General features: G+C 49.2%; 24 protein-coding genes. 18 read left to right on the top strand and 6 right to left on the bottom strand.

Going from position 1 to position 22,451, the window contains the following annotated elements:
- The 13 genes from AB1656_17600 to AB1656_17540 all read left to right on the top strand — a co-directional run.
- A partial coding sequence (locus tag AB1656_17600) for a GyrI-like domain-containing protein (protein MEW6237201.1) occupies window positions 1-378 on the top strand: 378 nt, incomplete at its 5' end.
- Window positions 379-916: 538 nt separating this feature from the next.
- Window positions 917-2,686: a CocE/NonD family hydrolase gene (locus AB1656_17595; protein MEW6237200.1), complete on the top strand. Its 1,770-nt coding sequence runs from the start codon at window positions 917-919 to the stop codon at window positions 2,684-2,686.
- An 84-nt stretch (window positions 2,687-2,770) separates the two neighbouring features.
- Entirely contained in the window at window positions 2,771-3,085 is a 315-nt protein-coding gene (locus AB1656_17590) for a nucleotidyltransferase domain-containing protein (GenBank protein MEW6237199.1), read from the top strand.
- A 104-nt stretch (window positions 3,086-3,189) separates the two neighbouring features.
- On the top strand, window positions 3,190-3,417 hold the full coding sequence (locus tag AB1656_17585) for a DUF433 domain-containing protein (protein MEW6237198.1): 228 nt from the start codon (window positions 3,190-3,192) through the stop codon (window positions 3,415-3,417).
- An 88-nt stretch (window positions 3,418-3,505) separates the two neighbouring features.
- On the top strand, window positions 3,506-3,757 hold the full coding sequence (locus AB1656_17580) for a hypothetical protein (protein ID MEW6237197.1): 252 nt from the start codon (window positions 3,506-3,508) through the stop codon (window positions 3,755-3,757).
- On the top strand, window positions 3,754-4,011 hold the full coding sequence (locus tag AB1656_17575) for a type II toxin-antitoxin system RelE/ParE family toxin (protein ID MEW6237196.1): 258 nt from the start codon (window positions 3,754-3,756) through the stop codon (window positions 4,009-4,011). The genes AB1656_17580 and AB1656_17575 overlap by 4 nt, the downstream gene beginning before the upstream one ends.
- 150 nt (window positions 4,012-4,161) lie before the next feature.
- Window positions 4,162-5,469, top strand: a complete 1,308-nt coding sequence (locus AB1656_17570) for a hypothetical protein (protein ID MEW6237195.1) — start codon at window positions 4,162-4,164, stop codon at window positions 5,467-5,469.
- A 221-nt stretch (window positions 5,470-5,690) separates the two neighbouring features.
- A complete protein-coding gene (locus AB1656_17565; GenBank protein MEW6237194.1) occupies window positions 5,691-6,158 on the top strand; it encodes a PIN domain nuclease in 468 nt (155 codons plus the stop codon).
- Window positions 6,159-6,462: 304 nt separating this feature from the next.
- The gene (locus tag AB1656_17560) at window positions 6,463-6,654 is read left to right on the top strand and encodes a type II toxin-antitoxin system HicA family toxin (protein ID MEW6237193.1); all 192 of its coding nucleotides are present in this window, start codon (window positions 6,463-6,465) and stop codon (window positions 6,652-6,654) included.
- Between the two features lie 12 nt (window positions 6,655-6,666).
- Window positions 6,667-6,915, top strand: a complete 249-nt coding sequence (locus AB1656_17555; protein ID MEW6237192.1) for a type II toxin-antitoxin system HicB family antitoxin — start codon at window positions 6,667-6,669, stop codon at window positions 6,913-6,915.
- 137 nt (window positions 6,916-7,052) lie between these two features.
- Window positions 7,053-8,741 carry a sulfatase gene (locus tag AB1656_17550; protein ID MEW6237191.1) on the top strand — a complete coding sequence of 563 codons (1,689 nt, stop codon included), beginning with the start codon at window positions 7,053-7,055 and terminating at the stop codon, window positions 8,739-8,741.
- A 364-nt stretch (window positions 8,742-9,105) separates the two neighbouring features.
- On the top strand, window positions 9,106-9,750 hold the full coding sequence (locus AB1656_17545) for a DUF1080 domain-containing protein (protein MEW6237190.1): 645 nt from the start codon (window positions 9,106-9,108) through the stop codon (window positions 9,748-9,750).
- A 355-nt stretch (window positions 9,751-10,105) separates the two neighbouring features.
- Complete coding sequence (locus AB1656_17540) at window positions 10,106-11,413, top strand: tetratricopeptide repeat protein (protein MEW6237189.1); 1,308 nt, start codon at window positions 10,106-10,108, stop codon at window positions 11,411-11,413.
- A 106-nt stretch (window positions 11,414-11,519) separates the two neighbouring features.
- Here the strand turns inward: AB1656_17540 and AB1656_17535 are convergent, their stop codons facing one another.
- Together AB1656_17535 and AB1656_17530 are read right to left on the bottom strand one after the other, a co-directional pair.
- Window positions 11,520-13,238 (bottom strand): hypothetical protein, encoded by a 1,719-nt coding sequence (locus tag AB1656_17535; GenBank protein MEW6237188.1) that lies wholly within the window; start codon window positions 13,236-13,238, stop codon window positions 11,520-11,522.
- A 402-nt stretch (window positions 13,239-13,640) separates the two neighbouring features.
- Complete coding sequence (locus tag AB1656_17530; protein ID MEW6237187.1) at window positions 13,641-14,939, bottom strand: glycosyl hydrolase family 28-related protein; 1,299 nt, start codon at window positions 14,937-14,939, stop codon at window positions 13,641-13,643.
- A gap of 59 nt (window positions 14,940-14,998) precedes the next feature.
- Between AB1656_17530 and AB1656_17525 the strand changes: the two genes are divergently transcribed.
- Window positions 14,999-15,313 (top strand): hypothetical protein, encoded by a 315-nt coding sequence (locus tag AB1656_17525; protein MEW6237186.1) that lies wholly within the window; start codon window positions 14,999-15,001, stop codon window positions 15,311-15,313.
- A 22-nt stretch (window positions 15,314-15,335) separates the two neighbouring features.
- Here the strand turns inward: AB1656_17525 and AB1656_17520 are convergent, their stop codons facing one another.
- From AB1656_17520 to AB1656_17505, 4 genes are all read right to left on the bottom strand, one after another.
- Window positions 15,336-15,950: a prepilin-type N-terminal cleavage/methylation domain-containing protein gene (locus tag AB1656_17520; GenBank protein ID MEW6237185.1), complete on the bottom strand. Its 615-nt coding sequence runs from the start codon at window positions 15,948-15,950 to the stop codon at window positions 15,336-15,338.
- Between the two features lie 279 nt (window positions 15,951-16,229).
- Window positions 16,230-16,514 (bottom strand): EscU/YscU/HrcU family type III secretion system export apparatus switch protein, encoded by a 285-nt coding sequence (locus AB1656_17515; GenBank protein MEW6237184.1) that lies wholly within the window; start codon window positions 16,512-16,514, stop codon window positions 16,230-16,232.
- Between the two features lie 42 nt (window positions 16,515-16,556).
- Window positions 16,557-18,518 carry a HEAT repeat domain-containing protein gene (locus AB1656_17510; GenBank protein MEW6237183.1) on the bottom strand — a complete coding sequence of 654 codons (1,962 nt, stop codon included), beginning with the start codon at window positions 18,516-18,518 and terminating at the stop codon, window positions 16,557-16,559.
- 398 nt (window positions 18,519-18,916) lie between these two features.
- The gene (locus AB1656_17505; GenBank protein MEW6237182.1) at window positions 18,917-20,584 is read right to left on the bottom strand and encodes a hypothetical protein; all 1,668 of its coding nucleotides are present in this window, start codon (window positions 20,582-20,584) and stop codon (window positions 18,917-18,919) included.
- Between the two features lie 439 nt (window positions 20,585-21,023).
- On the opposite strand from AB1656_17505, the gene AB1656_17500 reads away from it, so the two are divergent.
- The 4 genes from AB1656_17500 (at window position 21,024) to AB1656_17485 (ending at window position 22,154) form a co-directional block, all read left to right on the top strand.
- Window positions 21,024-21,269, top strand: a complete 246-nt coding sequence (locus tag AB1656_17500) for a hypothetical protein (GenBank protein MEW6237181.1) — start codon at window positions 21,024-21,026, stop codon at window positions 21,267-21,269.
- Window positions 21,266-21,529 (top strand): type II toxin-antitoxin system mRNA interferase toxin, RelE/StbE family, encoded by a 264-nt coding sequence (locus tag AB1656_17495; GenBank protein ID MEW6237180.1) that lies wholly within the window; start codon window positions 21,266-21,268, stop codon window positions 21,527-21,529. Before AB1656_17500 ends, AB1656_17495 begins: the two co-directional genes overlap by 4 nt.
- A 95-nt stretch (window positions 21,530-21,624) precedes the next feature.
- The gene (locus tag AB1656_17490; GenBank protein ID MEW6237179.1) at window positions 21,625-21,864 is read left to right on the top strand and encodes a hypothetical protein; all 240 of its coding nucleotides are present in this window, start codon (window positions 21,625-21,627) and stop codon (window positions 21,862-21,864) included.
- Window positions 21,865-21,923: 59 nt separating this feature from the next.
- Complete coding sequence (locus tag AB1656_17485) at window positions 21,924-22,154, top strand: hypothetical protein (GenBank protein ID MEW6237178.1); 231 nt, start codon at window positions 21,924-21,926, stop codon at window positions 22,152-22,154.
- Window positions 22,155-22,451 lie beyond the last annotated feature (297 nt).

Genomic DNA, 22,451 nt, shown 5'->3' with positions numbered 1-22,451 from the left:
GATTGCGGCAAGGCGTTCTCTACGCTGGGACGCAAAGCGGGACGCTGGCTCGCTGGCAAGCCCTTCAATCTCTATTACGATTGCGGCTACAAGGAAGACGGCGCCGACATCGAATCCTGCTTCCCCGTGCGCCAGCCCAACAAGGAGATCGAAGGCGTCAACGTTCGAACGCTGCCCGGCGGCAAGTGCATCAGCCTCATGCATAAAGGCCCCTACGATCGCTTGGGACGCTCCTACGAAAAAATCACCGCCTACGCCAAGGAAAAAGGCTATAAGCTAAGCGTCCCCTCGCGGGAAATCTACATCAAAGGCCCCGGCATGATCTTCAAAGGTAATCCCGAAAAATACCTGACGGAGATACAGATGATGTTAGATTAGGATTTCATAAACGATGAAATAGGAATCCTCATATAGTTTTTTTAAAGTAACTATTTAGCCGTTTGAAGAGAAGAAATACGAATTAATTATTTCGCCCTTTCAGGGCTTAAGGTTTTTGTTGTTCCTGTTCCCAGGCCGTTGGCCTAGGCAATCTTATTTCGCACATTCAGGGCTTAAAAACAAGGATTTCTCTTCAATCGGGTAAACTGTTACAATTTATAGAAGGGATACCGGCAGATTCGAATTGCTGAATCGTCATACTGAAAATAATTCTATTCTTAATAGATTTCCTCAAATCAAAAAGAACATTTCAACGCCATAGATTCAACACGCCATAGATTCAACGTTATAGCGCTTCCATGAAAATGGTTTGGAAAAAATCCTAAAGCCATTCGGGAATACATAAGAAGCGCTAGAATCCTTCGTCTATTTTCCCCAGGAGATATCAAGGGCAGAAACAACCTTGCCCTTGGCCCCCCGCCACAATATCATAAGCGCATCGATTATCCTACATCGCAACGAGGGGGAACTATCGAACATGAAAAAAATCTTCGCCTTTAGTTTGGGTTTATTCCTTTTCGTCTTTTCTTTCGCCGCATTCGCCGTGGACAACTCGTCGCCGGATTATTGCAGAATCAACAAAACCTGGTCCGAATCACTTCCTTTCTCGAAGCCGCTAGAGCAGATGACGCAGGATGAGCGGCGGAAAAATCTGCGCCTCATGGGACTTTTCGATCAAACGGAGATGGTTCCCATGCGCGACGGCGTCAAACTGCATACAGTTATCTACCGCAATCCCCTTTTGGGAAAGCAGCCCGCCATTATTATTCGAACGCCCTACGATATGGAAGCGATAGAGACGGTGGCGACGCTGATGACGCTGTCGGGCTACGCCGCCCTCATCCAACATACGCGCGGGCGCTTCGGTTCCGAGGGCGAAGACCTCGTTTTTCAGACCGACGGCTGGGGCGAACTTCAGGACGGCTATGACGCCGTGGAGTGGACCGCCGCCCAATCCTGGTGCGACGGCAACGTCGGCATGTGGGGGCATTCGGCGATGGGCATCACGGCTTCCTTCGCGTCCGGCGCCGTCCCGCCTCACTTGAAATGCGAGGTTATCGGCTTCGCGGCGAGCAAGGGCTATGGCCAGACCGCTTATCAGGGCGGCGTTCTACGCCAATCGCTTCTCGAAGGCTGGCTCAACGGCAATGGCAGCGGCCATATGCTGCCCGTCTTTCGCGCTCATCCTACAGACGACGATTTTTGGAAACTCTACGATGTAGAAGCGCGCGCCTCCGTCATTAATACGCCCGCTCTCTTCATTGGCGGCTTTTACGATTGCTTCCAGCAGGGGACGCTCAACGCCTTCACCAACCGCCAAATCCAAGGCGCGCCCGGCGCTAAAGGAACTCAACGCCTAATCATCGGTCCTTGGACGCATACGAATCAGTTGAACGCTAAACAAGGCCAGCTCACATACTCCATCGATTCGATTTTCTCTTCCGAGGTCAACGACACTTTAGCTTGGTTCGATCATTGGCTGAAGGGAAAAAATAACGGCGCCGACGCCAATCCGCCCATTAAATACTACCTCATGGGCGACGCCAGCGACGCCAACGCTCCCGGCAACGAATGGCGACAGGCGGACGTCTGGCCGCCGCAATCCACGCCCGCCTCCTTCTATCTTCACGAGTCGGGAAGCCTATCCCTTACGCCTCCAGCCTCTGAGGAAACCGCTTTAGGCTTCTCTTGCGATCCCAGCAGTCCCGTTCCTACGCTGGGCGGCGCCAATCTGGAAATTCCACCCGGTCCCTACGATCAAACGCCGCTGGAATCGCGTCCGGACGTTTTGGTTTTCACATCGTCCGCGCTGTCCGAACCGCTTGAAGTCGTCGGCGAAGTCCGCACCCAACTCTACGCCGAATTCAACACGGCGGACGCCGATCTCGCCGTCCGTCTCACCGACGTATACCCCGATGGGCACTCCATGCTGGTCTGCGATGGCATTCTGCGCGCTAGTTTCCGCGAATCCTTCGCTGCGCCTCAGCCCCTGACTCCCGGCGAAGTCTATCCGCTGGACATCGATCTTTGGAGTACAAGCCTCGTATTCAACCAAGGCCACAAAATCCGCCTCATCATTTCCAATTCCAATTCCCCTCGCTTCGAGATAAATCCCATATATGCGCAAACAGCGCCGGAAACGCCCCTGACGAAAATCCACTTTTCGCCGGATCGTCCCTCGCGCCTCATCCTTCCGGTTACGTCAGGCATTCCCAATGTCTCCGTGAGGGAGTGGGAGAAATATTGACTTATGCGCAGGCTCTCGCCGTTTTTGGATTATAATAATTTGTTAATATGCCTATATTGACAATCGAAAATTCGAGTTAAAAATATGCACCCCGCCGTCCTCGAACTTAAACAAAAATTGCTCGACCGCTACGGCGATCGCCTCGTCCGCTTTATTGTCTTTGGCTCTTACGCTCGCGGCGACGCCGCCCCGGATTCGGATATCGATATTCTGATTACGATGAATGGTCCGGTGAATTGGGATTTTGAATGCGAGATCATCGATTTAGCCTACAAAATCGAACTGGAAAAAGATGTTGTGCTGGATGTAAAAGTTTATTCCGATGAGGATGTTCAACAAACTCTTTTGGGCGCAACGCCTTTTATTGAAAATGTTATGAATGAAGGTATGCCTTTATGACGCCGGAACAACGCCGCGCCATTTGCCGGATTCGGATGGAGAGAGCCGACGAAACCTTATTTGTTATCGAAAGGGGGAATAATTCCTTGAACGAAACGAATGATTTGTTAAAACGCATCAGCGTCGATCCGCAGATATGTCATGGCCAACCCTGCATTAAAGGCTCCCGCATCATGGTTTGGTTGATCCTGCAATATTTAGCTAATGGAGACAGCGCGGAAGATATTCTCACCGCTTATCCTTCTTTGACCCGCGAAGATGTCCAGGCGTGCTTGGCGTACGCCGCCATAGCCGCCCAGGAACGGGTAGTTTCCATTGAGGCGATATCGTGACGCTGCATTGTTCGTTTTCTTTTGAAAAGATCCTGGTTTTTCGTACTATAATGGAGATAATTACGTTGAGCCAATGGAGAATGCGCCCATGAAAACCGCCGAAGAAATTATCGTAGAGATTATTGAACTCCCCTTAGAAGAGCAACAGAAAATTGCTGCGTTTATGATTTCCGCCGATTTTTTCAACCGCATGCGAGAGATTGAGGCTTTTCCCATTGAGGAAGATAGCGATGCGGGATTAGAAGAAGATTTGGCTGAACTTGATCGAAATCTGCAAACCTATAAGGTGGAAGATTGCGTATCCCATGAAGAACTCTGTAGAAAATACGGTATTGTATGAATTACAGGATTTTATACGATCCGCCAGTAGAGCGTGAATTCGCGAAAATCAACCGCCAAAATACCGTCCACATCGTGAAAGTCATGGGTTCTCTCGCAAAAAATCCCCGGCCTCGCCGATCCCAAAAACTGCACGGTAGAGAGAATCAATACCGGATTCGGATAGGAGACTATCAAGTAATTTACGTTATCGATGACGAAGAATCTTTCATTCGCGTTGCCCATATAAAAAACCGAAAAGACGTTTACCGTTAATTCCTCTCATTTAATTCTGCCCAAAATACAAAAACCTCTAATAATTGACAATAACGAACTCTTGCAATAAATTAGCGGCAAAAAGCGCGTTTGGCTTTTGGGGAGATTTCTACGATTCATTCCTCTACCGCTCAAAAGAAAGGCATAACCATGCGTAATCGTCAACGCCATATCTTTAAATCGTTTCTCCTTGGTTCGCTCGTTCTCCTCGCGCCGCGCGCGCTTGATGCCAAAACGATTACGATTCCTGGCGACGCCGACAGTATTCAGGAAGCCGTAGACCTGGCCGTCAGCGGCGATGAAATCGTTTGCGTTTCGGAAACTGTTAATACCTCATATAAGAAGAATCCGAAATACGAGGGATTTTATCTTGTCAATGTAACTATCAAAGATAAAAATATAAAAATACGCGGATCGAAGGAAGTGGAAAGAACACGAATAACTTTTGGTCCTGATGTTCTTGTAACCGCGGAAGACATGATAAACATTGAAAATGCCCAGGTAATTCTAGAAAATTTATATTTAGAATCTCCTCCTATGACGCGATTGGGAGGTCTTGGCCCTATTGCCGGACCCATTACTTTAGTCTCTGGTTCATTGACATTGAATAACTGCCAATTCGTCAACAATTTTGATATTCGGGGCAGCTTTTTTCTGCATGATTCTTCCATCCTTGGATATTCCTTTATGAATAGTTCTTCCTATAGCAGATGCACAATTCTAACGCCATCCCTAATCATCCATTCCGCTTCGAATATCCAAGTGGAAATATCCAATTCGACGATATCCAGCGATTCCGATACAGCTTTTGTTAATATGATTGTCAGCGGCGTGAGCGATTCGTCCTTTATTTTCACTAATAGCGCATTCATCGGCGGTGATAGTAATTGCGAAATTATCCCTGGCATTTTTTCGGGATCAGGCTGCGATGGAAGCGACGGGATTAAATTCGAAAATTGCCAAAATATAGAATTGAAAATCGCTAGCGGTTTATTTCAAGGCGGTCCAGGTAATCCCTTTGGATCGAGCCGAAGCGGTAACGTTATCAATAAGCCTGGAAAAGGCGGTTCAGGAATACTATTCGCCAACTCATCCGGACAAATTATGGATTCTCAGATTGGAACCAAAGCGGTTTTTATCGGAGGAAATGGCGCTGATGGAGGTTTACTGCCTTTAAGCTCTATTGGAAGTGGGCCTGACATCCTATTTAATGGAACCGCAGGCGGGAATGGACTATCCTTCGTAAATTCGTACTTTCGACATTCGTTAAATTGGTTCATCGCCAAAGGCGGGTACGGCGGCAGGGGAACAGCGACGACAAATTCTTACAAAACTCCCGGTCCCAACGGCCCCGAAATAGTAATCGCCAATCCCGGCGCTCCCGGACTACCGATTTCTTTAGACGAGAATTCCACATTCCAATTTCTGACGGATATTGCTCAATGGCCAATCTATTAATTCATTTTACCGACTCGCTGCGAGAGAATAAGACGCTGGGGATCGGAAATTTAACGAGAGCCTTCGAAAAAATGAAGGCTCTTGTCGTTTCTGGGAGTATAATATTAATAACGCTCTGGTCGGAAACAAAACGGATTTTTCTATAAAGCGCCAAAAAAGTCGTCTCGACAAGCAATAGCGAATCCGCAATGCCGAAATGAACCTATTTCGATAAATACGATATGAAAAATATTAATTTTTATTATATCGATACTTCTGTGTTTGGAGGATATTTCGATAAGGAGTTTTTTAAAACTACTTGTCTTTTCTGGTCTCAGGCGAAAGAGGGACGTTTTCGATTGTTGATTTCCGATCTGGTCGGGAAAGAACTGGAGAAAGCCTCAGAACCGGTTCGGAATTTACTCATGATGTTTTCCACTGAAGATATGATGCTCATTCAAATTACAGAAGAGATGGATTGGCTTGCGGACGAATATGTAAAAACGGGGATTGTTTACGAAAATTATCGGGATGACGCTTTACATGTGGCCGCCGCTACGCTATCTCCGGCCAAGGCTTTAGTGAGTTGGAATTTTCGTCATTTAGTCAATATTCGGCGTGAGGAAGGATTCAACGGCGTAAATTTATTAAAGGGATATCGGCAGATCAGAATTGTAAGTCCTACCGAGGTGATTGAATATGAAGAATAATCATTTATTCGAGGATGGTTTTTATATCGACGCCATCGAATTATCACGCCAACTGCGCTTTGAAACAGGAAAACAATTGGCCAATCTTACCCATAAGGAACGATGCGAACTGTTAAACCGTTATACTGCAAATAATTCAATTCTCAATAGATTTCTTCAAATCAGAAAAAGCATCTCAACGCCATAGATCAATAATTGTTCCCGCCGGCGTACTGGATTTGATTCGGGGAACTCTCAAGGGCAGAAACAGCTTTGCCCTCGGCGCCCATCCTGCTCTCTCGGCCGACGAAATGAGAACGTCAAAGTGAAATTTAGCGAGCTGGTAAGTATTCTTGAACAAAACGGTTTCAGAATCGTAAAAGAAAAAGGATCTATTCGTTACTATGGCAAGCCAGGAGGGAATAAACTAATCCGAGTCGATTATCATGGTTCAAAAGACGTGCCTACAGGAACGTGCCGCCATATTTTAAAAACAGCGAAAATCAAGATATCTTAGAGAGAGGCGAAGATGATCGATTTACCTTATTCGTTAATCATTGAAGCGACGGGCGAACCGGATTATTTTGGTTTTTATTCCCCTGAATTAGAGGGATTTACAGGAATTGGGCATTCGGTGGAAGATTGTTTATATAAGGCTAAGCATGGCATGAGAGAACATGTCGATCTACTCAAAGAACAAGGACTTCCAGTTCCTCCATCGAATCCCGAACCGCGAATCATCATCCAAAACGAAAAGAAGCAAGCCGTAGCATTATAGCGGTATAAAAGCGTCGTAAGTTCTACTGCAGACGCGCGCGGAACTCTCAAGGGCAGAAAAAACAACCTTGCCCTTGCCACCCGGCCGTATATTGGCAATGCTTTCCGTAGAAACGTTCGGTTTTCCTATGGATTCCTATGAATAAAAAATCCCTTTGGCTGTTTCTCTTCGTCTTAGTTTTCGTTTCCAACGCCGCCGTGGAACAACGACTAATCGGCCTCTATCCTACGGGAGAAGAAATTTCCCGCGCCGAAGGACAGCCCATTTCCTTCGTTTATCTATCGGAACCGATCATAAATTCAACGGAAGACGCCCGATTCGATACGGAAGTATTAAAATTGAAAAACTGGCGCTGCGATTGGTATTTCCTGGCGGATGCCGCCATGACGCCGCAAGCGCCCGCCAAGGGGCCTTACCGCATCGGCTGCCAAGCCGCCTATGAAGGGCCGCTGAAGCTAACTTTAGCCCAGCAACGGGCCTGCAAGCCGGAATTGCTGCTTGTTCCCGCCCAGGGCGCATCTACGGCCTCCATTGCGCCGCAGCCGTCTTTCTTCGATAAACTGCTGGGAGTCAAAACGCCGAAGCGCCGGATCAGCTCTTCCGATGGTACTGTCAACATGGTTATATTAATGATCGACACCCTGCGCCGGGATCATCTTCCATGTTATGGGCATCCGTTCGCGATCGCGCCGCATGGGGATTTGCTGGCGTCGTTGGGCGTTTTATTCCGCCAATCCTACGGCGCTTCCAGCTCCACCCGTCCCAGCATCGGCTCCATCTTTACCGGCCTCCAGCCTAAGGCGCATGGAGCCGTGCGCCACTCGCTGACGGGCGCCAACCTCTACCCCGGCGTCCCGCTGCTGGCGGAATGGTTTCATAAGGCGGGATTCGCCGCCGCCGCCGTCTCCAGCAACTCGCAAATCACGCGGGCGTTTGGTTTCTCGCGCGGATTCGACGAGTATATATGCCCCGTTTCCGAAGAGGACGTTACTCCTCAAGGCTTGAAACTATTGCAGCGGCTCAATGAACCGTTTTTCCTTTACCTGCATTACATCGCGCCCCATCAACCCTATGAACCAGCCCGGCCTTGGCGCGATTTGTTCCTTGGTAAGACGCCCACTCCTCAAGAGGATTTGCACTGCGCCGAAATCGCGATCGACGACCGCCGCGTGGGCGCGATACTTAAAGAACTCTCGCGGCAGGGTCTCCTCGACCGTTCCCTGATCTGGCTGCTCTCCGATCACGGCGAAGAATTTTGGGAGCACGGCTGGAATGGCCACGGAGCGAATTTATACGAAGAAAGCGTACAAACCGTCTCTATTGTTTCCTGTCCGGGAAAAATTCCCTGCGGCGCCGCCATCGACGTTCCCGTAACGCATGTGGATATCTTCCCCACTCTGATCGAGTGGTACGGTTGGAAACCTCCGGCTTTTCTGCAAGGCGTAAGTCTTTTGCCCTTGCTTCAAGGGAAAACCATTCCCGCCTTGGACAAGCGTCCATTGATGCTCCATCACGGAGGCGGCCTCGATCCCAAGCCGCATATATCCGACAAAGACGCGCTATGGCTTCATGGGAAGAAAATCGTCTGGTGGAACCAAAAAAACGAATGGGAATATTACGATCTGGCCAACGATCCCGGCGAAAAAAACAATCTCTATCGCGCCGATGACGAACTTCAGCAAACGCTCGCCTCGCGGCTTAAGGAAAACCTAAAAGCGTGCGAGACGATCCGCGACAGTTTCATGATCCCCGGCGCAGCAAGTCCGGAGATTGCTATCAGTCAAAAAGACCGGGAAAATTTGGAACATCTCGGCTATTTGAAATAATACCAGTCTGCATTTAGATTGTTGCTTTTAAGTTCCCTCGCCCTCTGGGAGAGGGTTAGGGTGAGGGAATAGTAAATCTAATAATATCAACCCTCACCTAACCTCTCCCAATCTTGGGAGAGGGATTTTAAAAGCGACAAATTCAATGGCGATTGGTATAAGCTGGGTTACGCATCATAGCGCAAGGGTGTCCCGCCCATCTTTCGCGCCGGAGCGTTTTTTTTCGTAAAGCCGGTTCGAACTCCTTGAAAAAAACGGCCGGCGTGGATACATAAAACATAGATGCGATATCGTTGCCGTAGAAAAAGCCTGGGCTTTTCTGCGGCCGCTCAAAAAATCCATTATCAACCATTTGGAGGAGATTATGCGCAACCGATTCATGGAATTGATTTTGATTCTTGCTTGTACGGTTCTTTTTTGCGTACAGCCCGCTATTTCCTCGGCGGAAGAGGAGGAAGGATTTAAGTCCATTTTTAATGGGAAAGATCTGGAAGGATGGACGATTCAGGGAATGGAGAAGGCCGGTCCCAAAATTCTTGAAGACGGCGTAATGTCCGTCAGCGGCTGGGATTACTGGGCCGTCATCACGAAAAACGAATACAAGAATTTTATTCTGCGCTTCGACGTGAAGTTCGATAAAAAGGGCAACAGCGGCATTCTCTTCCACACGGCGGCAAAGGAAATCTATAAATCCGCCTTCGAAATCCAATTGAACGCCGACACAGAAGAAGACGCCCCGGAAAAGCGCACCGGCGCCATTTTCGGCAAAGTGGCTCCTCTGAAGGACGCCGTTAAGCCGATCGGCGAATGGAACGCTGTGGAGATTAAATACCAAGCCTCCAAATTGTGGGTCGTCATCAACGGCGAAACGGTTCAGGACGGAGTGGATATTTCCAAAATCGAAGGCTTGAAGCACAAATTCGAAAAAGGCCGCATCGCTATCCAGCGCAACGACTTGAAAAAAGCGGTCTACTTCAAAAACATCCGCATCAAGGAATTGCCTGAATAAGCTCAACTTTCCCGCTTATCGACGAATGCGCGAGGGGACGGCATTTCGCCGTCCCCTTTTTGCGTTTATCGAAACCTTCCACGCCTTTCTCTCTCCGCTCCTCTATGACTAATACCAAGTCTTATTAAGAATGTGTCTTAAAATTCCCTCGCCCTCTGGGAGAGGGTTAGGGTGAGGGGATTATAAGTTCACTAATATCAACCCTCACCTAACCTCTCCCATTCTTGGGAGAGGAATTTAAAACCAACAATCTCAATGCAGGTTGGTATAAGGTCCCAAAATTCGTTAAAATATTCCATCCTTCGAATCATGGATTCATCAAATAACGGATTGTATGTATTGAATGGAGAGAGTCATGAATTTATCGCGCCGCCATTCTTATTGCGCTTATTTCCTCACCCTTTGGATGATGCCGTTTAGCCTTGGGGGATTTCAAAATGCATGGGGCGTCGCGCCGGAAGAGGTCGCTCCCGGAAACATCAAGGATTATTCGGCGCAACGGATCGGCGAAGCGGAGAAGACGTTTCCCAACGATCCGGAAATCTATTTCATCAAAGGATACGCGCTGCACCGCTGCATGAAATACGAAGAGGCGATCGAGGCTTTTAAAAAGGGATTGGCATTGAAACCCAACCAGCCGGAGATCATGCAGATGATCGCTTTCCTCTACGCTTACATCGCCAAGTACAATGAAGCCGTAGAGTGGTACAAAAAAACAGTGGAGATCGATCCCGCCGCCGAAAGAGCGAACGAACGCCTTGGATTGGCCTTGGTGAAATTGAACCGAATGGACGAAGCGGCGAAAGCGTTCGAGATGGAACTACGTTACCATCCCGAAGACGCTTCCTCCCACTTTTATCTGGCGGAACGTTATTTTGAAGCCGGACGGATCAAGGAGGCGAGCGCCCATGCGGAACTAGCAATGAAATACGATCCGATCGTTCCAGAACCGTACTACTTAATGGCGAAAATCCTGCGCAAAGAGGGAAACGCCAAAGGAGCGGAAACCGCGCTGAAAACCTTCCAAGAAAAAAAGAAGGAAGAAGAGAAGATCGTCGCGCAAGCTCCCAAAACGGACGACCAGAAGCAGTCGAAATTGTCGGCGGCGCAGTTGCATATCGAGCTGGGCGCCATTTATTACCGTCGAAAGCGGGACCAGGAAGCGGAAGCCCATTTTCTCAAGACGCTCTATTTCGATCCCAAGAACGAGGCGGCGCGATACAACCTGGCGACGCTTTACCAGGAAACCAGGCAATCGCAAAAGGCGGAGACCTTTTACCGGGAACTATTGGCCATGAACGGCAAGAATCCCCGCTACCATCTGGGATTGGGGCTGATTCTCGGTGCGCAAAAAAATTGGCCGGAAGCGCGGACGCAACTGGAAATCGCCGTTGAAGAAATGCCCGATTCCCTCGATGCGAAAAAAGGCCTGGCCAAAGTTTATTTAAGCGGGGATATGGATCGGGAAGCCTCGCTGCAGTTGATGTTGGAAGTCGTGGAAAAGGAGAAAAACGCCGATAATTACAGCACCCTTAGTTGGGCCTACTTCGTAAACGGGGATCGGACGAAAAGCTTGGAATGTATGGCAATGGCGGTTCAATTGGAACCGAACAATCCCATCCATCAGCGCCGCTATGAACAATTAAAGAACTCGAGGAATTGATGGAGAAAATACGGAGACGCGCCAACAAGCGAAACCTAAAGTTAAAGAAAGGGGCATGGCGTCTGTCCATGCCCCAGATTGTTTATGACGGAAAAACTCAGAAGGATTAATACAGCGTCCAATCTTCAACTCTGACGGGTTTCGCCAATTCCAACGTTACATCCTTGAACCAAGTGTATTGAATCGAACCCACTTGATGCGCCGTAACGGCGAGACCGACGTAAATCGGATCCTGCAACTTTAACGTCTGCGTGGATTGCACTTGAATCCACGCGCCCGCATTGTCTTGATAATAGATAGTCCAGTTGTCGCCCTTTCTTTCCACCATAACAGGCGGATATGCGTCAGCCGCATACCCTATAGCGCTAAAGGTTACGCGGTTGCTGCCGTCGCTGGTGCTGGCGCCGTCTTGCAGCGTCCGCATTTGCCAACTGTATTGGCCGTCGCGGCGTACGCGGTTACCGAAGTTCGGAGAACCGGCCGTCAAGTTCTGGCGCGCCATCAACATGCCTTTGATCCAAACGTCCGTGCTGGTGCTGCGCTCCGATTCGTCATGATGGATCCTCGCCGTCATTTTGAAATCGCCGGAAACGGTCGTATATAGGAAGTGGAAATTGTCGTAGTTGTTCCATATATCGTTTCCCGCTCCGGATATGGTGTATATCTTTGTCGCTGCGTCGTATTCCGCCGATCCCAATAAACCTTCGCCGCCCAGCTCGTCGAGGTTGCGGAAGATGTCCGCATGTTGATCGAAGATTTGATCTCCGACGGGTTTATCTTGCGTGAGCGTCATTACGGAAGCGCCTCCCGTAATCGCCGATCCCACGGTTCCCGTCCAGGCGTTCACGAAACCAGGCGCAGCCGGAGCCTTGGCTTTATAAGTCAAAGCCGTGTAGCCGAATGCGGCGTTAATATTCCAAGTTACTGTATTTCCCGACGTAGAGCCGCCCTGGCCGACATCTGAAATCGTCCACCCATCGGGGATAGTATCATCCACCTTTACGGCGGCCGCCGTTCGATTGGGATTGAGCACTTTGACCGTTACCTCGATCACGCTTCCTGGTTGGAAGCCGCCCATCGAGAAAGCGCGAGCGCCGCTGGAGGGCAATGTGGGCAGAGCGGTGAATTTCACGTCGCGAAACTCGCATTCGGCGAGAACATTGTTGTTGTCGTGATTCGTAACCGCCAATCCATAGCCAACGGTATCCGCCATCGGCACTACGATGTTATGGCCGACATGCCACGTCTTGCCGTCATAGGACCATTCGGCATAGAACAAATTCAACTCCGCTATTCGGGTAACGCGCACCCACAAGCCGTCGCCCGGGCTGGCTACGGCGATAAGCGCTTCGTTGGGATCGGTGGGATCGACTTTTGGTTCGTAAAACTGAACGTTGGTCGAAGCGCCGCCTTCCGCATCCCGAAAGGCGCAGAAGGACTGATCGCCGAATGAAGCGCCGCGCAGGATAGCGGCAACGTATTTCGATCCTGCTAAATCGCCTTTTTCGCGAATCATCACTTCCGCTTTCGCCCAATCGTTTCCACCTGGTTCGGCCCAATAAATCCGGCCCATCAGGCATTGATCGCCGCTTTTTTCCGTGTAGATATAATACCCTTCATCCGCTGTTCCCCAGATGTCATCGCCGTTCCCTTTGACGACATAGTTGCCCTCCTTCAATTCCGCGCTTCCAGGTACTTTGATTTGGCCGCTTCCCGTTAAAGTCCAATCGGCGGATTTATCGAAAACTCCCACTTGCGCCTGAGACGCCGCCCCTATGACGATGCTCGCTAAAAACAAAAAACTAAAAATTTTACAAGAACGCATTAGACTGCCTCCCCTTATTCTTTCGTTTATATTCGGTTAAAAAGAACAATTGCCCGCTTTGATAAACAGTTAAAAACATTCCTCTAATGATTTATTCTCCTCCTTTCTTTCGTGTTGAGAATCATAGTGCGGACAATCGCAGGATCGATTCTCGCATACTCAAGAAGAGAAAGTCAAGCGAATCATTAAAGTAAATTTTAATTTTTACAATGAATCAGGACATTAGATGGAAGATTGTTGATAATTGATTGAAATTGATGCGGTTGTGATAGATGCCAATAGCAAAACGGGACATGAATCGTATCCATGTCCCGCATTAGTAGAAGAACCATCCTGGCTCCGAACATTTCCTCTCCCGCGGAAAGGATGAGCGAGAGAGGGAATTTTTTGCCTTGATGCGCTTTATTTTTTAGCTGGGCGACTGACGTTGAGGCCGATTTCGACTTCGCCCTGGCTTTGGTTGTCGATACGTTTTTCGCCGGTGAAGGTGTTACCCATGATAACGGCGGACATTACGTTTGGTCCCAAGAAAATGTGCGGTTTGGATAGATTGAAGTTATTGGAGGAAATGCTGATGCTTCCGCCTTCGATGCGCAACGATTCGGCTTTGTCGTCATTCTTGCCCCAGGCGTTGAAATTGCATTGATGGAAGGAGACGAAGCCTTTGCCCTGGATGACGGCGTTGCGATGGGCTGGACCCCAGAAGGCGCAGTTGGTCAGTTGCAGAACTCCGTCGAAACTCTCTGTCGTTATGATTTCCGTTGGTTTTTCACCCTCGAAAGTAACGAATTCGCCATTCGTAATTAAAAGCCCTGGATGTTGAGACGCTTCCACCCATAGGGCATGATGTCCGCCATCGGCGCCGATGCCGAGGAAATTGCCGTTGCAGGCGCCAGCTTTGGTTTTGATGAATTTGTAGCATTTGTCGAAGCCGAAGGCGAAGGTGTTCAATACGTATTCCCAATCCGTCCGCCCGAAAATGAAGGCTTCAACTTTTTCGTTAAGATAGGGAACGAGAGCGTTTATATCGCGAATTTTTTCCAGGGCGGGGACATTCGCCCGCGCCCAGTAGTGGGGATTGAAGTGGACGTTTTCGATGCGGCCGATGTCGGTGCATCCGTCAATGAATATGCCGCGCCGCAGAACGCATCCGAAAATGTTGCGGATATAATGAAGTTCGTGAGGCGCGCCGAATTTGATTCCCTGGTAGGCGTTGACGAGGGTAAGGTCCATGACGCTGCCGTGCATACCGGTTCCTTCGATCGCCCAGGGGTAGGGTTGTATGCTGTCCAATCTTTGTTCGGGATAATAAATCGTCATGCCTTTGACTGCCGCGTTGGGCGCGAGCCGGATCAAGGCGGGGCCATCTTCTTCTCCCCGATGGCCTACGGCGAAAAGAGCGGTTCCCCATACTTGGTCTTCGTGATGGGGAGCTTGCCAGACGCCGCTCAAGGTTACCCCTGCAGGAACGGCAAGCGAATCGGCGATGCGGTATTTGCCGGCGGGGAGCAGAACTTCTCCGCCGCCCGCTTCGGCGGCGGCGTTGAGGGCTTTTTGGATAGCGGGACCATCGTCCGCCGCTCCATCGGCTTTAACGCCGAAATCGATGGCGTTCCAGGGTCCCTTTTCTCCCGCAATGGAGGAAGAGGCGAATAGAAAGAGCATAGCCAGCGTCAATCGGGTGGTTCGGCGAATCGTCATAGCGTCTTTTCTCCTTATTCCTTGATTGGTTTGGCGTTCGATTTCATACTCGACATACTATGCTTAATGGAAACCGCTTTCAATACGTCCAGGAGGAGGAAATCGGCGTCCTGCTGCAAATGCTTCCCATTCGCGAAATAAGGCGAAGCGGCAAAGAACGGATCGATATTTATTTCGTTTTGGACGCCAAGCTGGATTGGCGGACGATCGGAAGGTTATTGATCGCAAATGGGAGATGCCGCAATCGGGGAATTCAGCTAATAGCGCATTGCTGCGAGAAAATGCAAAAGGAAATGATCGAACTGGGGCTGGAGAGATTGATATGGATCGAGGGGGGAAAAAAAATGGGGGAGCGGTTTTCTCCCCCATCTTGATGAACCATTTTTTATAATCGTCTCACGGTCCGATGCGAAGAATATCGCCAGAACTAGATGTACCGTTCGAAGGATCGTATTCCATATCCGTCAGATAATACTTCTTGGCATCCGCTTTACGAATCCCGCCTTTTTTGCGATCATCCAGCCGAGCGCCGGTATATTCCAGTTCTTTAATGTCGCTGGCGCTGTCGGGTCCATAGCTGGTAAGAATGTAATAGCTTTGGCCATTGGAACCATACCCATAACCGTATTCCGCTCCATCGCCTCTGAATGGATCAAAGGGAAGGGAAGAAATATAACCAACGGGCGTGGTCAAATAAATCCGGCGAGCATCGCGCGAACTTCCGATCATGACGTGAGCGATATTGATCGTTGCATCATCCGGCTTGCTATCCAGACCTCTGTACTGCAATCGAAGAATCGTCTTATCCGTATTCATCGGAGGATACTGGTTGTTATCGATAAAGAATTGTTCCAGCACGCTCTGGACGTTTCTTATCTCCGATTTGGCGCGCGCTACTTTCGCCCGAACCTGCGCGTTCAAAAAGTTCGGAACGGCGATAGCGGCGAGAATACCGATAATGGCTACGACGATTAGCAGTTCGATAAGGGTAAAGCCTCGCAGTCTCTTCATCCTGTGTCACCTCCTTCCGTTAAGTAATTTGCGTTGGTGGTAGGATGTTGCGCCCCGCCATGCGGGCCGGGGAAACAAGATCCAATGTTCGCTTCCTGGCGTAAGAATAATTGTTTATATAAAACCGGATTTAAAGCGCCAAGGAAACCGAAAAGATTGGATCCTCCACAATGAGACCGCAAAGGCCCATACTCGCATCATATCCACTTATTACGAATAACACGGCTTTTTCTTTTTGTCAACCCGCAAAGAAAATTTTATTGGAAATGATAGGGAGAATTAATGGGGGAATTTCTCGTTCATGCGATAGACGAAGGCGAGGACTTCAGCCACAGCCTGATAGAGTTCGGGGGGGATGGCGGCGCTTAGATTGATGGCGCTAAGGATTTCGACCAGATCGGGATCCTGGTAGAGAGGGATAGCGTTGGCTTCGGCGATAGCGATGATTTTGTCGGCGATGAAGCCTTTGCCTTTGGCGACGACGACGGGAGCATCGTCTTCGCCGGGGAGATAGCGAAGCGCCACGGCTCTTTGGCGATGAGAAACGTCGGTTTTCGATTCCATTTTCTCTATTCGGCTGGCGGGAGGGATCGCCATTCCATCGGATCAAGCAATCTCGAACGAAAGGTGCAGGCGCGTCCGCAGGGCTTGTTGGGCGGCCAGGCGGACATTGCGGTCCGGGTCTTGGAGAAAAGGCATCAAGGCGCGCAAATCTTCTTCCGTCCCTTTTAAGCCGATGCCTTTGACAGCCATTTTGCGTACATTAGCGCGTTGATCGTTGGCGGATTCGCGCAGGCGATTGATGAGATTGGGCAGATCAGTCTCTCCCAAAACCCAGAGAGCGCTGGTTTTGGTCCATTCGTCGTCGTTGTCGAGCATATCGACGAGGTCTTTTTCGTATTCGGAAAATCCCCATTTAATCAGTTTGGCGATAGAGTTGGCCTTGATGCGCAGATGTTCGGATTTAGCGCCTTCTTTAGCGATGTCGACGATTTCTTCTGAATTGGGGCGATTTTCTGGCAATAGTTCGATGGCGTTGGCTCGTACGCGGGGATCGGCATCGTTGAAAAAGGGTTTGATTAATTTGAAGCGGGTTTCGTCGTCTTTAACGCGCTTGAATCCCATGACGGCGGTGGCGCGGACTTTTTTGTTGGGGTCTTGAGCCATGCGTCGATAATCGGCCATGGCTTTTCCGGGCGTTTCCGCTTCGAGCAATTTGATGTATTTAATCCGATCGGATTCTTCCGGAGATTCGGAGAGATAGGCGATTTCTTCAAAGAAGGATGGCTTCATCTTTTTCAGGGATTGAAGGATTTTCATGCGGCGGGCGTAATTGATGACGTCGAATTTTTGCAGCAAGCTGTCCTTCATGATTTTGAACATGGTGCTGACGACGCCCTGCTTGATCTTTTTCTTTTTGCTGCGCGTAAGGTGGGAAATTTTTTCTAAGGTGGATAGATCGCCTTTTTTTTGCAGATAACGCAAGGCGGCCAGGAGAACCTGTTCGTCCGTCTCCGTCAGAAATTCGAAAACTTCGTTGCGCAGGCCCAGGGTTTCGCTTTCGCCGAGGATTTTTAGAACGCGGATTCGGATGCGGCTATCGTCCAATTGCAGTGAACGGAGAAGGAAGGCCAGGTTCTGTTCGGCGCCGACCGCTTCCAACAAGTCGAACAACACAATGCGTTCCGGGGGATTCATGTGCTTAATCAATCCCTGGAATTCCACGAGGAGCCGATAATGCTGCAAGGCGAATGCGACTTTGACGAATCTATCCCGGTTCAATTTTCGAATGGCGTTGAGATGGTAATTTACGTTGTCGCCGCTGTTTCGGACGGCGACTGAAAGGAAATTGGTCAAGCGTTCGCGGACTTGATCGTTTTCCTGAAGCAATCCCCGGTAGAGCACTTCGAGAGAGCCTTCTTTCTGGTATCGGACGAATTGTTCATGCAGGACCGTATATTGGGGAAGGTCAAGATTAAGATACATCTCCCAAAACATATCTTCTTCCAGCGGGGCGAGCAGGAAGAGGAACTGAATCGCTTGGAAGCGAGGGGATCGTTTGGAGGTATAGAGAATTTGAAAGAGTGAGTTTAGAGCGTCTTGAATTTCACCAAGCGGCAATTCTCCCTTTTCTTTTCGTTTCGAGGCGAATTCGATGAGGCGGACAAGGCTTCGCCTGGTTTCGTCGTTAACGTTTTGGTGATAGTCTTCGATCCCGGCGATCATTAGCCGGACGACGTCCAGGCGGCCGCTTTTGGCGATGAGGCGGATGACGCCGACCCGCACCTGCCACATCGGGCAGGAGAGTTCATTGACCAGAGTATCGAATTCGACGTTTTGGTTGTCCAGAACCTCCCAGGCCCGTTCGCGCATTTCGATGTTTTCGCTGGCTAACGTCCACATGAGCAAGCGATGATTCCATTTGTTTTGGCTGGGAGAGGAAATAGCATCCAGGGCTTCCCAACGTTTTTCTTCCCCATACTTTCCAAACAGGGTTTGGGAAATGCGGTCGGGCTTGCCGGTTAGCGCAAAAGGCAGATCGTCTTTTCGGCTAAAAGAAAGTTTCAAGATCGGCTCCTTATCCGTTCCTGAAAAATGCCGCTCATTCCAAACATAGTTAAAGACCATTCATATCATAAATTATTATTTTCGCAGCGTTCAACTGTATTGGACGCTATCAGTCCCCAATATTGTAAAGCAATTCAAAACCAATTTCTCATTGCAATACAACTTTGGAATATAATTCTATCGCAAGTTTTATGCTAAACAAAGACTTTTAAATAAAATTTTAACTAATTGTTATTTATCGTTGCACTACAATTCAAAAATCCGTAACATTTCATCTATTTCCAATTTCAACCATTGTAAACGTTTGATTTAGAAATTGATTGAATGAATGGCCGGATAATTTTATCGCCGGCGTTCCATTTGCGCCGATGAAATTCAAACGCAGCTTATCCGCCAAATCAGGGCGAATTGCGCCGAGCGGGCGAGAAGGAACGCGGCTCGGAGACGGAAGGCGAAGGTGTGGATTCGCGCGGGGCGGACATGCGGGGAGAGGAATCGGGACTGGAAGCGCGAAAGGCGGGAGGGCTGGATTCCTCTCTGGACGAGGGAAGAGAAAAGGACGATCGCGGCGATTCGAAGGAACGCGAGGGGGAGTTGTCGCTGCGGGACGGCGTAGAGGTACGCTGTTCGAGCGTTGAAACGCCGATGGGCGAATCGTAGGAGGGAATGGACGGACGCTCCGATTGACGGCGGGGAGAGAGGTCGATAGATCGCGGCGATTGGATTTCCGATATGCGGAACGAAGGAGATGAATCCGCTTCTTGGGTATTGCGCGGAGAGCTGGTTTGACTGGAAGGCCTTTCGCTGCGAAGGCCGGGCCAATTCAGATTGGAGAAGCCGTCGTTAGAACGCGAAGGCGAAACATAGATTTGGCGGCGGCGGACGCTGTAAGCGTCCGCTGGTTGGCCGCTATTGGAGGGACCGCCGTATGGCGGCGATACGATGATTGTTTCGCGCTTTCCCTGCATTACAGGCGCTGGCGGCGCCTCATCGCGGCGATGGTTGTAATTGGAAGGCCGGGCAGTGGGTTCGGAAGGCGCGAGGCGCTGGTTTTCTATGCGCGAATTGCTATTGGAAGACGCCGTATCGGGATCGCTTCGCGTAGTGCGGATGACTTTGCCAATGGATTGATCCCTTGTGTAGCCGGGGCTGTTCGCTTTCCGTCCGCCGCCGGGGAAGGGATTGAAGAAGGAGGAGATAATCGGGGTTTGCCAACGCTGGATAATATTTCTCCGCTGGCGGCTGGAAGTATTGGAGTCTTTCTTTTCCCTAAGATCGGAATACTGGCTGTCGCGGGGGGATTTGGAGGATTCGCCATCTCTTGGGAGGCTTATCGCCGGTTGGGTGACGATGCGCGGCTCCGAAAGCCGTTGTTGATTCGCAGGCCGGGGGCGGCGGTAATCGCCGTCTTTTTGGTCTTTATCCCAATCGATCCAATGATGGCGGCCATGCCAACCATAAGCATAATGATCGTAATAAGGCCAACCCCAATAAGGCCAGCCCCAAAATCCCGAATAATAAGGATAGTCATAACTGTCGTAATAGGGGGAAGGATAATTGTAATATCCTATGCCGCCGTAATAAGCGGGAACGCCCCAAAAGGGATTGCCGTAGGCGTAGGCGTATAAATCAAGATAATCGTAAGGCCAATAGCCGCAGGAGTAAATCGTTGTTCCATAGGCGGGATAATAAACGGCGGCTTGGCGGTAGGGATATCCCCACGGATCCCAAGCATAGTAATAATAGGTTGTGGAATAATCGTAGTAGGGGTAATCGTAATAGAACTCCGAATAGGCGGCGGGGTAAGGAGGATTTGGAGGCGCTGCATTTTCGTTAAGATAATTTTGGGAAGCCTGATCGATAGGTTGAAGCGGTTGATCCGTTGCGCCGAGAATCTGCGCCTGGGCCTCAGCCGCAATGGGATCGTAGATTGGCGGTTCCTGCTCGGTTTGGGGGACGGGCAATTCGTAATATGTGTTTTGGCGCGCATAGTTGCGAGACGAGTAGCATCCCGACATGACCAACACGATCAAGGCGGCGGAAAGAAGTAGACGCCCGCGTTTCATGATTCTCTCCTCCCGATGAAATACTCTATGGAGATGGATCATCCCAAAGTGGGTGGCCAGGGCAAGGTTTTTTCTGCCCATGAAATCATTCGTCAAGGGTAAAACAACTTTACCCTTGCCACCCATCCCCATCAAATTCAATTTTCTCGCCATCTACATTATTATAGCGTATTGCATTATCCATATTCCTTCAATAGTTTTCTATCGTAAGAAAAAGTACATTGGCTAAAGCCGTCAATAAATCCGAATAAAAGGGATATAGCAATGGCGTGTTTGCGGCTCTTTTAACTTCAAATGAGAAATTGCGCGGAGGAAGCTCCGCATATGCCTTCTCCAAGAGAATTCGCGATCGGAATAAAACGGATTCTTTTGACAAAATCTGGTTTTCTCGTACTATAATGGAGTACAAATGGATTATCCAAAAAGGGAGAAAACGCCGATGAAAACCGCGCAAGAGTTCATTGCGGAGTACCAAAAACTCCCGCTGGAGGAAAAGCAGATCGTCGCCGATTATGTGATCGCCGCCGAAGACGAGGTCTTCAAAGTCACCCAATATTCAGAAGAGGATTTAGCCTTGCTTGACCAGCGGTATGAAGAAGCCAAAAAAGGAATCAATGTTGTAAGATTTTCTTCGATGGAAGAAGCGATTCGGTCGTTAGGATTAACCGATGAAGGCGCGCAATGACGATTGATTTTCACAAAGACTTTTGCAAAAGACTCGTCAAATTAACGCCAAACCAAAAGAAGCGAGTAACGGAAGCCTTAACATTGTTCGAGAAAAATCCGCATGATCCTCAACTCAGAAACCACGCTCTCCACGGCGACCAAAAAGGAAACCGAGCCATTGCCGCAGGAGGCGATCTCCGTCTTGTCTTTCGAGAAGAAAACAATTATACGTGGGTCATTTTTCTCTCTGTAGGTACTCATGCTCAAGTTTACGAGTAAATCACCTGTCCAGGCTCTATTCTTTTTGACAAAATCCCAGTTTCTCATACTATTATGGAGTATGAATGGATCGCTTGAATATGGAGAAAACGCCGATGAAAACCGCGCAAGAGTTCATTGCGGAGTACCAAAAACTCTCGCTGGAGGAAAAGCAGATCGTCGCCTATTATGTGATTTCCAACGATAACGAGGACTTCCCGGAAGAAAACTATTCCCCGGAAGACGCCGCCAAAATCTGCAAATCCGTGGAAGAGGCCGATCAAGGAATTAACGTAAGCCCCGAATTGGAAGGCAATGAAGCGATTGCTTACCTACAGAGGTTGAGACGCGCCTAAATGAAAATTGTTTACAATATTAAGTATAAATGGATTATCCGAATAGGGAGAATACGCCAATGAAAACCGCTGAAGACGTGATTACGGATTTCCGAGAACTTGCTCCGGATCAACAAGAAAAAGTTATAGATTTTGTCGCGTCTATCATAGATCAAGAAGAATTTTCGGAAGATGATATTGCGCTCATCCTTCAAGCAAGAGAAGAAGCCAAGCAGGGAATCAATATGAGCGGGCCTTTTAGGGGAGAAGAAGCCAACGAACACTTACGAAAACTAATGAGAAAAGCCTAGATGGACATTATTTATAACAAAAATTTTGATAAGACTTTTCTCAAACTTCCCCGAAAGCAACAAGAAAGGGTTGATGAAACAATCGCCCTTTTTCGGCAAAATCCTCACAACCCGCAACTCAGAAACCACGCGCTTCATGGACCGTTATAGGGATGTCGCGCAATATCTGCAGGCGGTGTAGAAAAACCCATTATAAAAAATCATAAGGGACACCCATTTTCCCGCAGCAGAAAGGCTGTGAAGGGGTCGATCATGATTGGAAACGATCAGGAGGCCCCACATGACCCAACTCAAGGA

The sequence above is a fragment of the Candidatus Omnitrophota bacterium genome (assembly GCA_040755155.1).
GTDB lineage: Bacteria > Hinthialibacterota > Hinthialibacteria > Hinthialibacterales > Hinthialibacteraceae > JBFMBP01.
The sequence above is the reverse complement of the archived record's forward strand: the minus strand, read 5'-3'. Positions and strand labels throughout refer to the sequence as shown.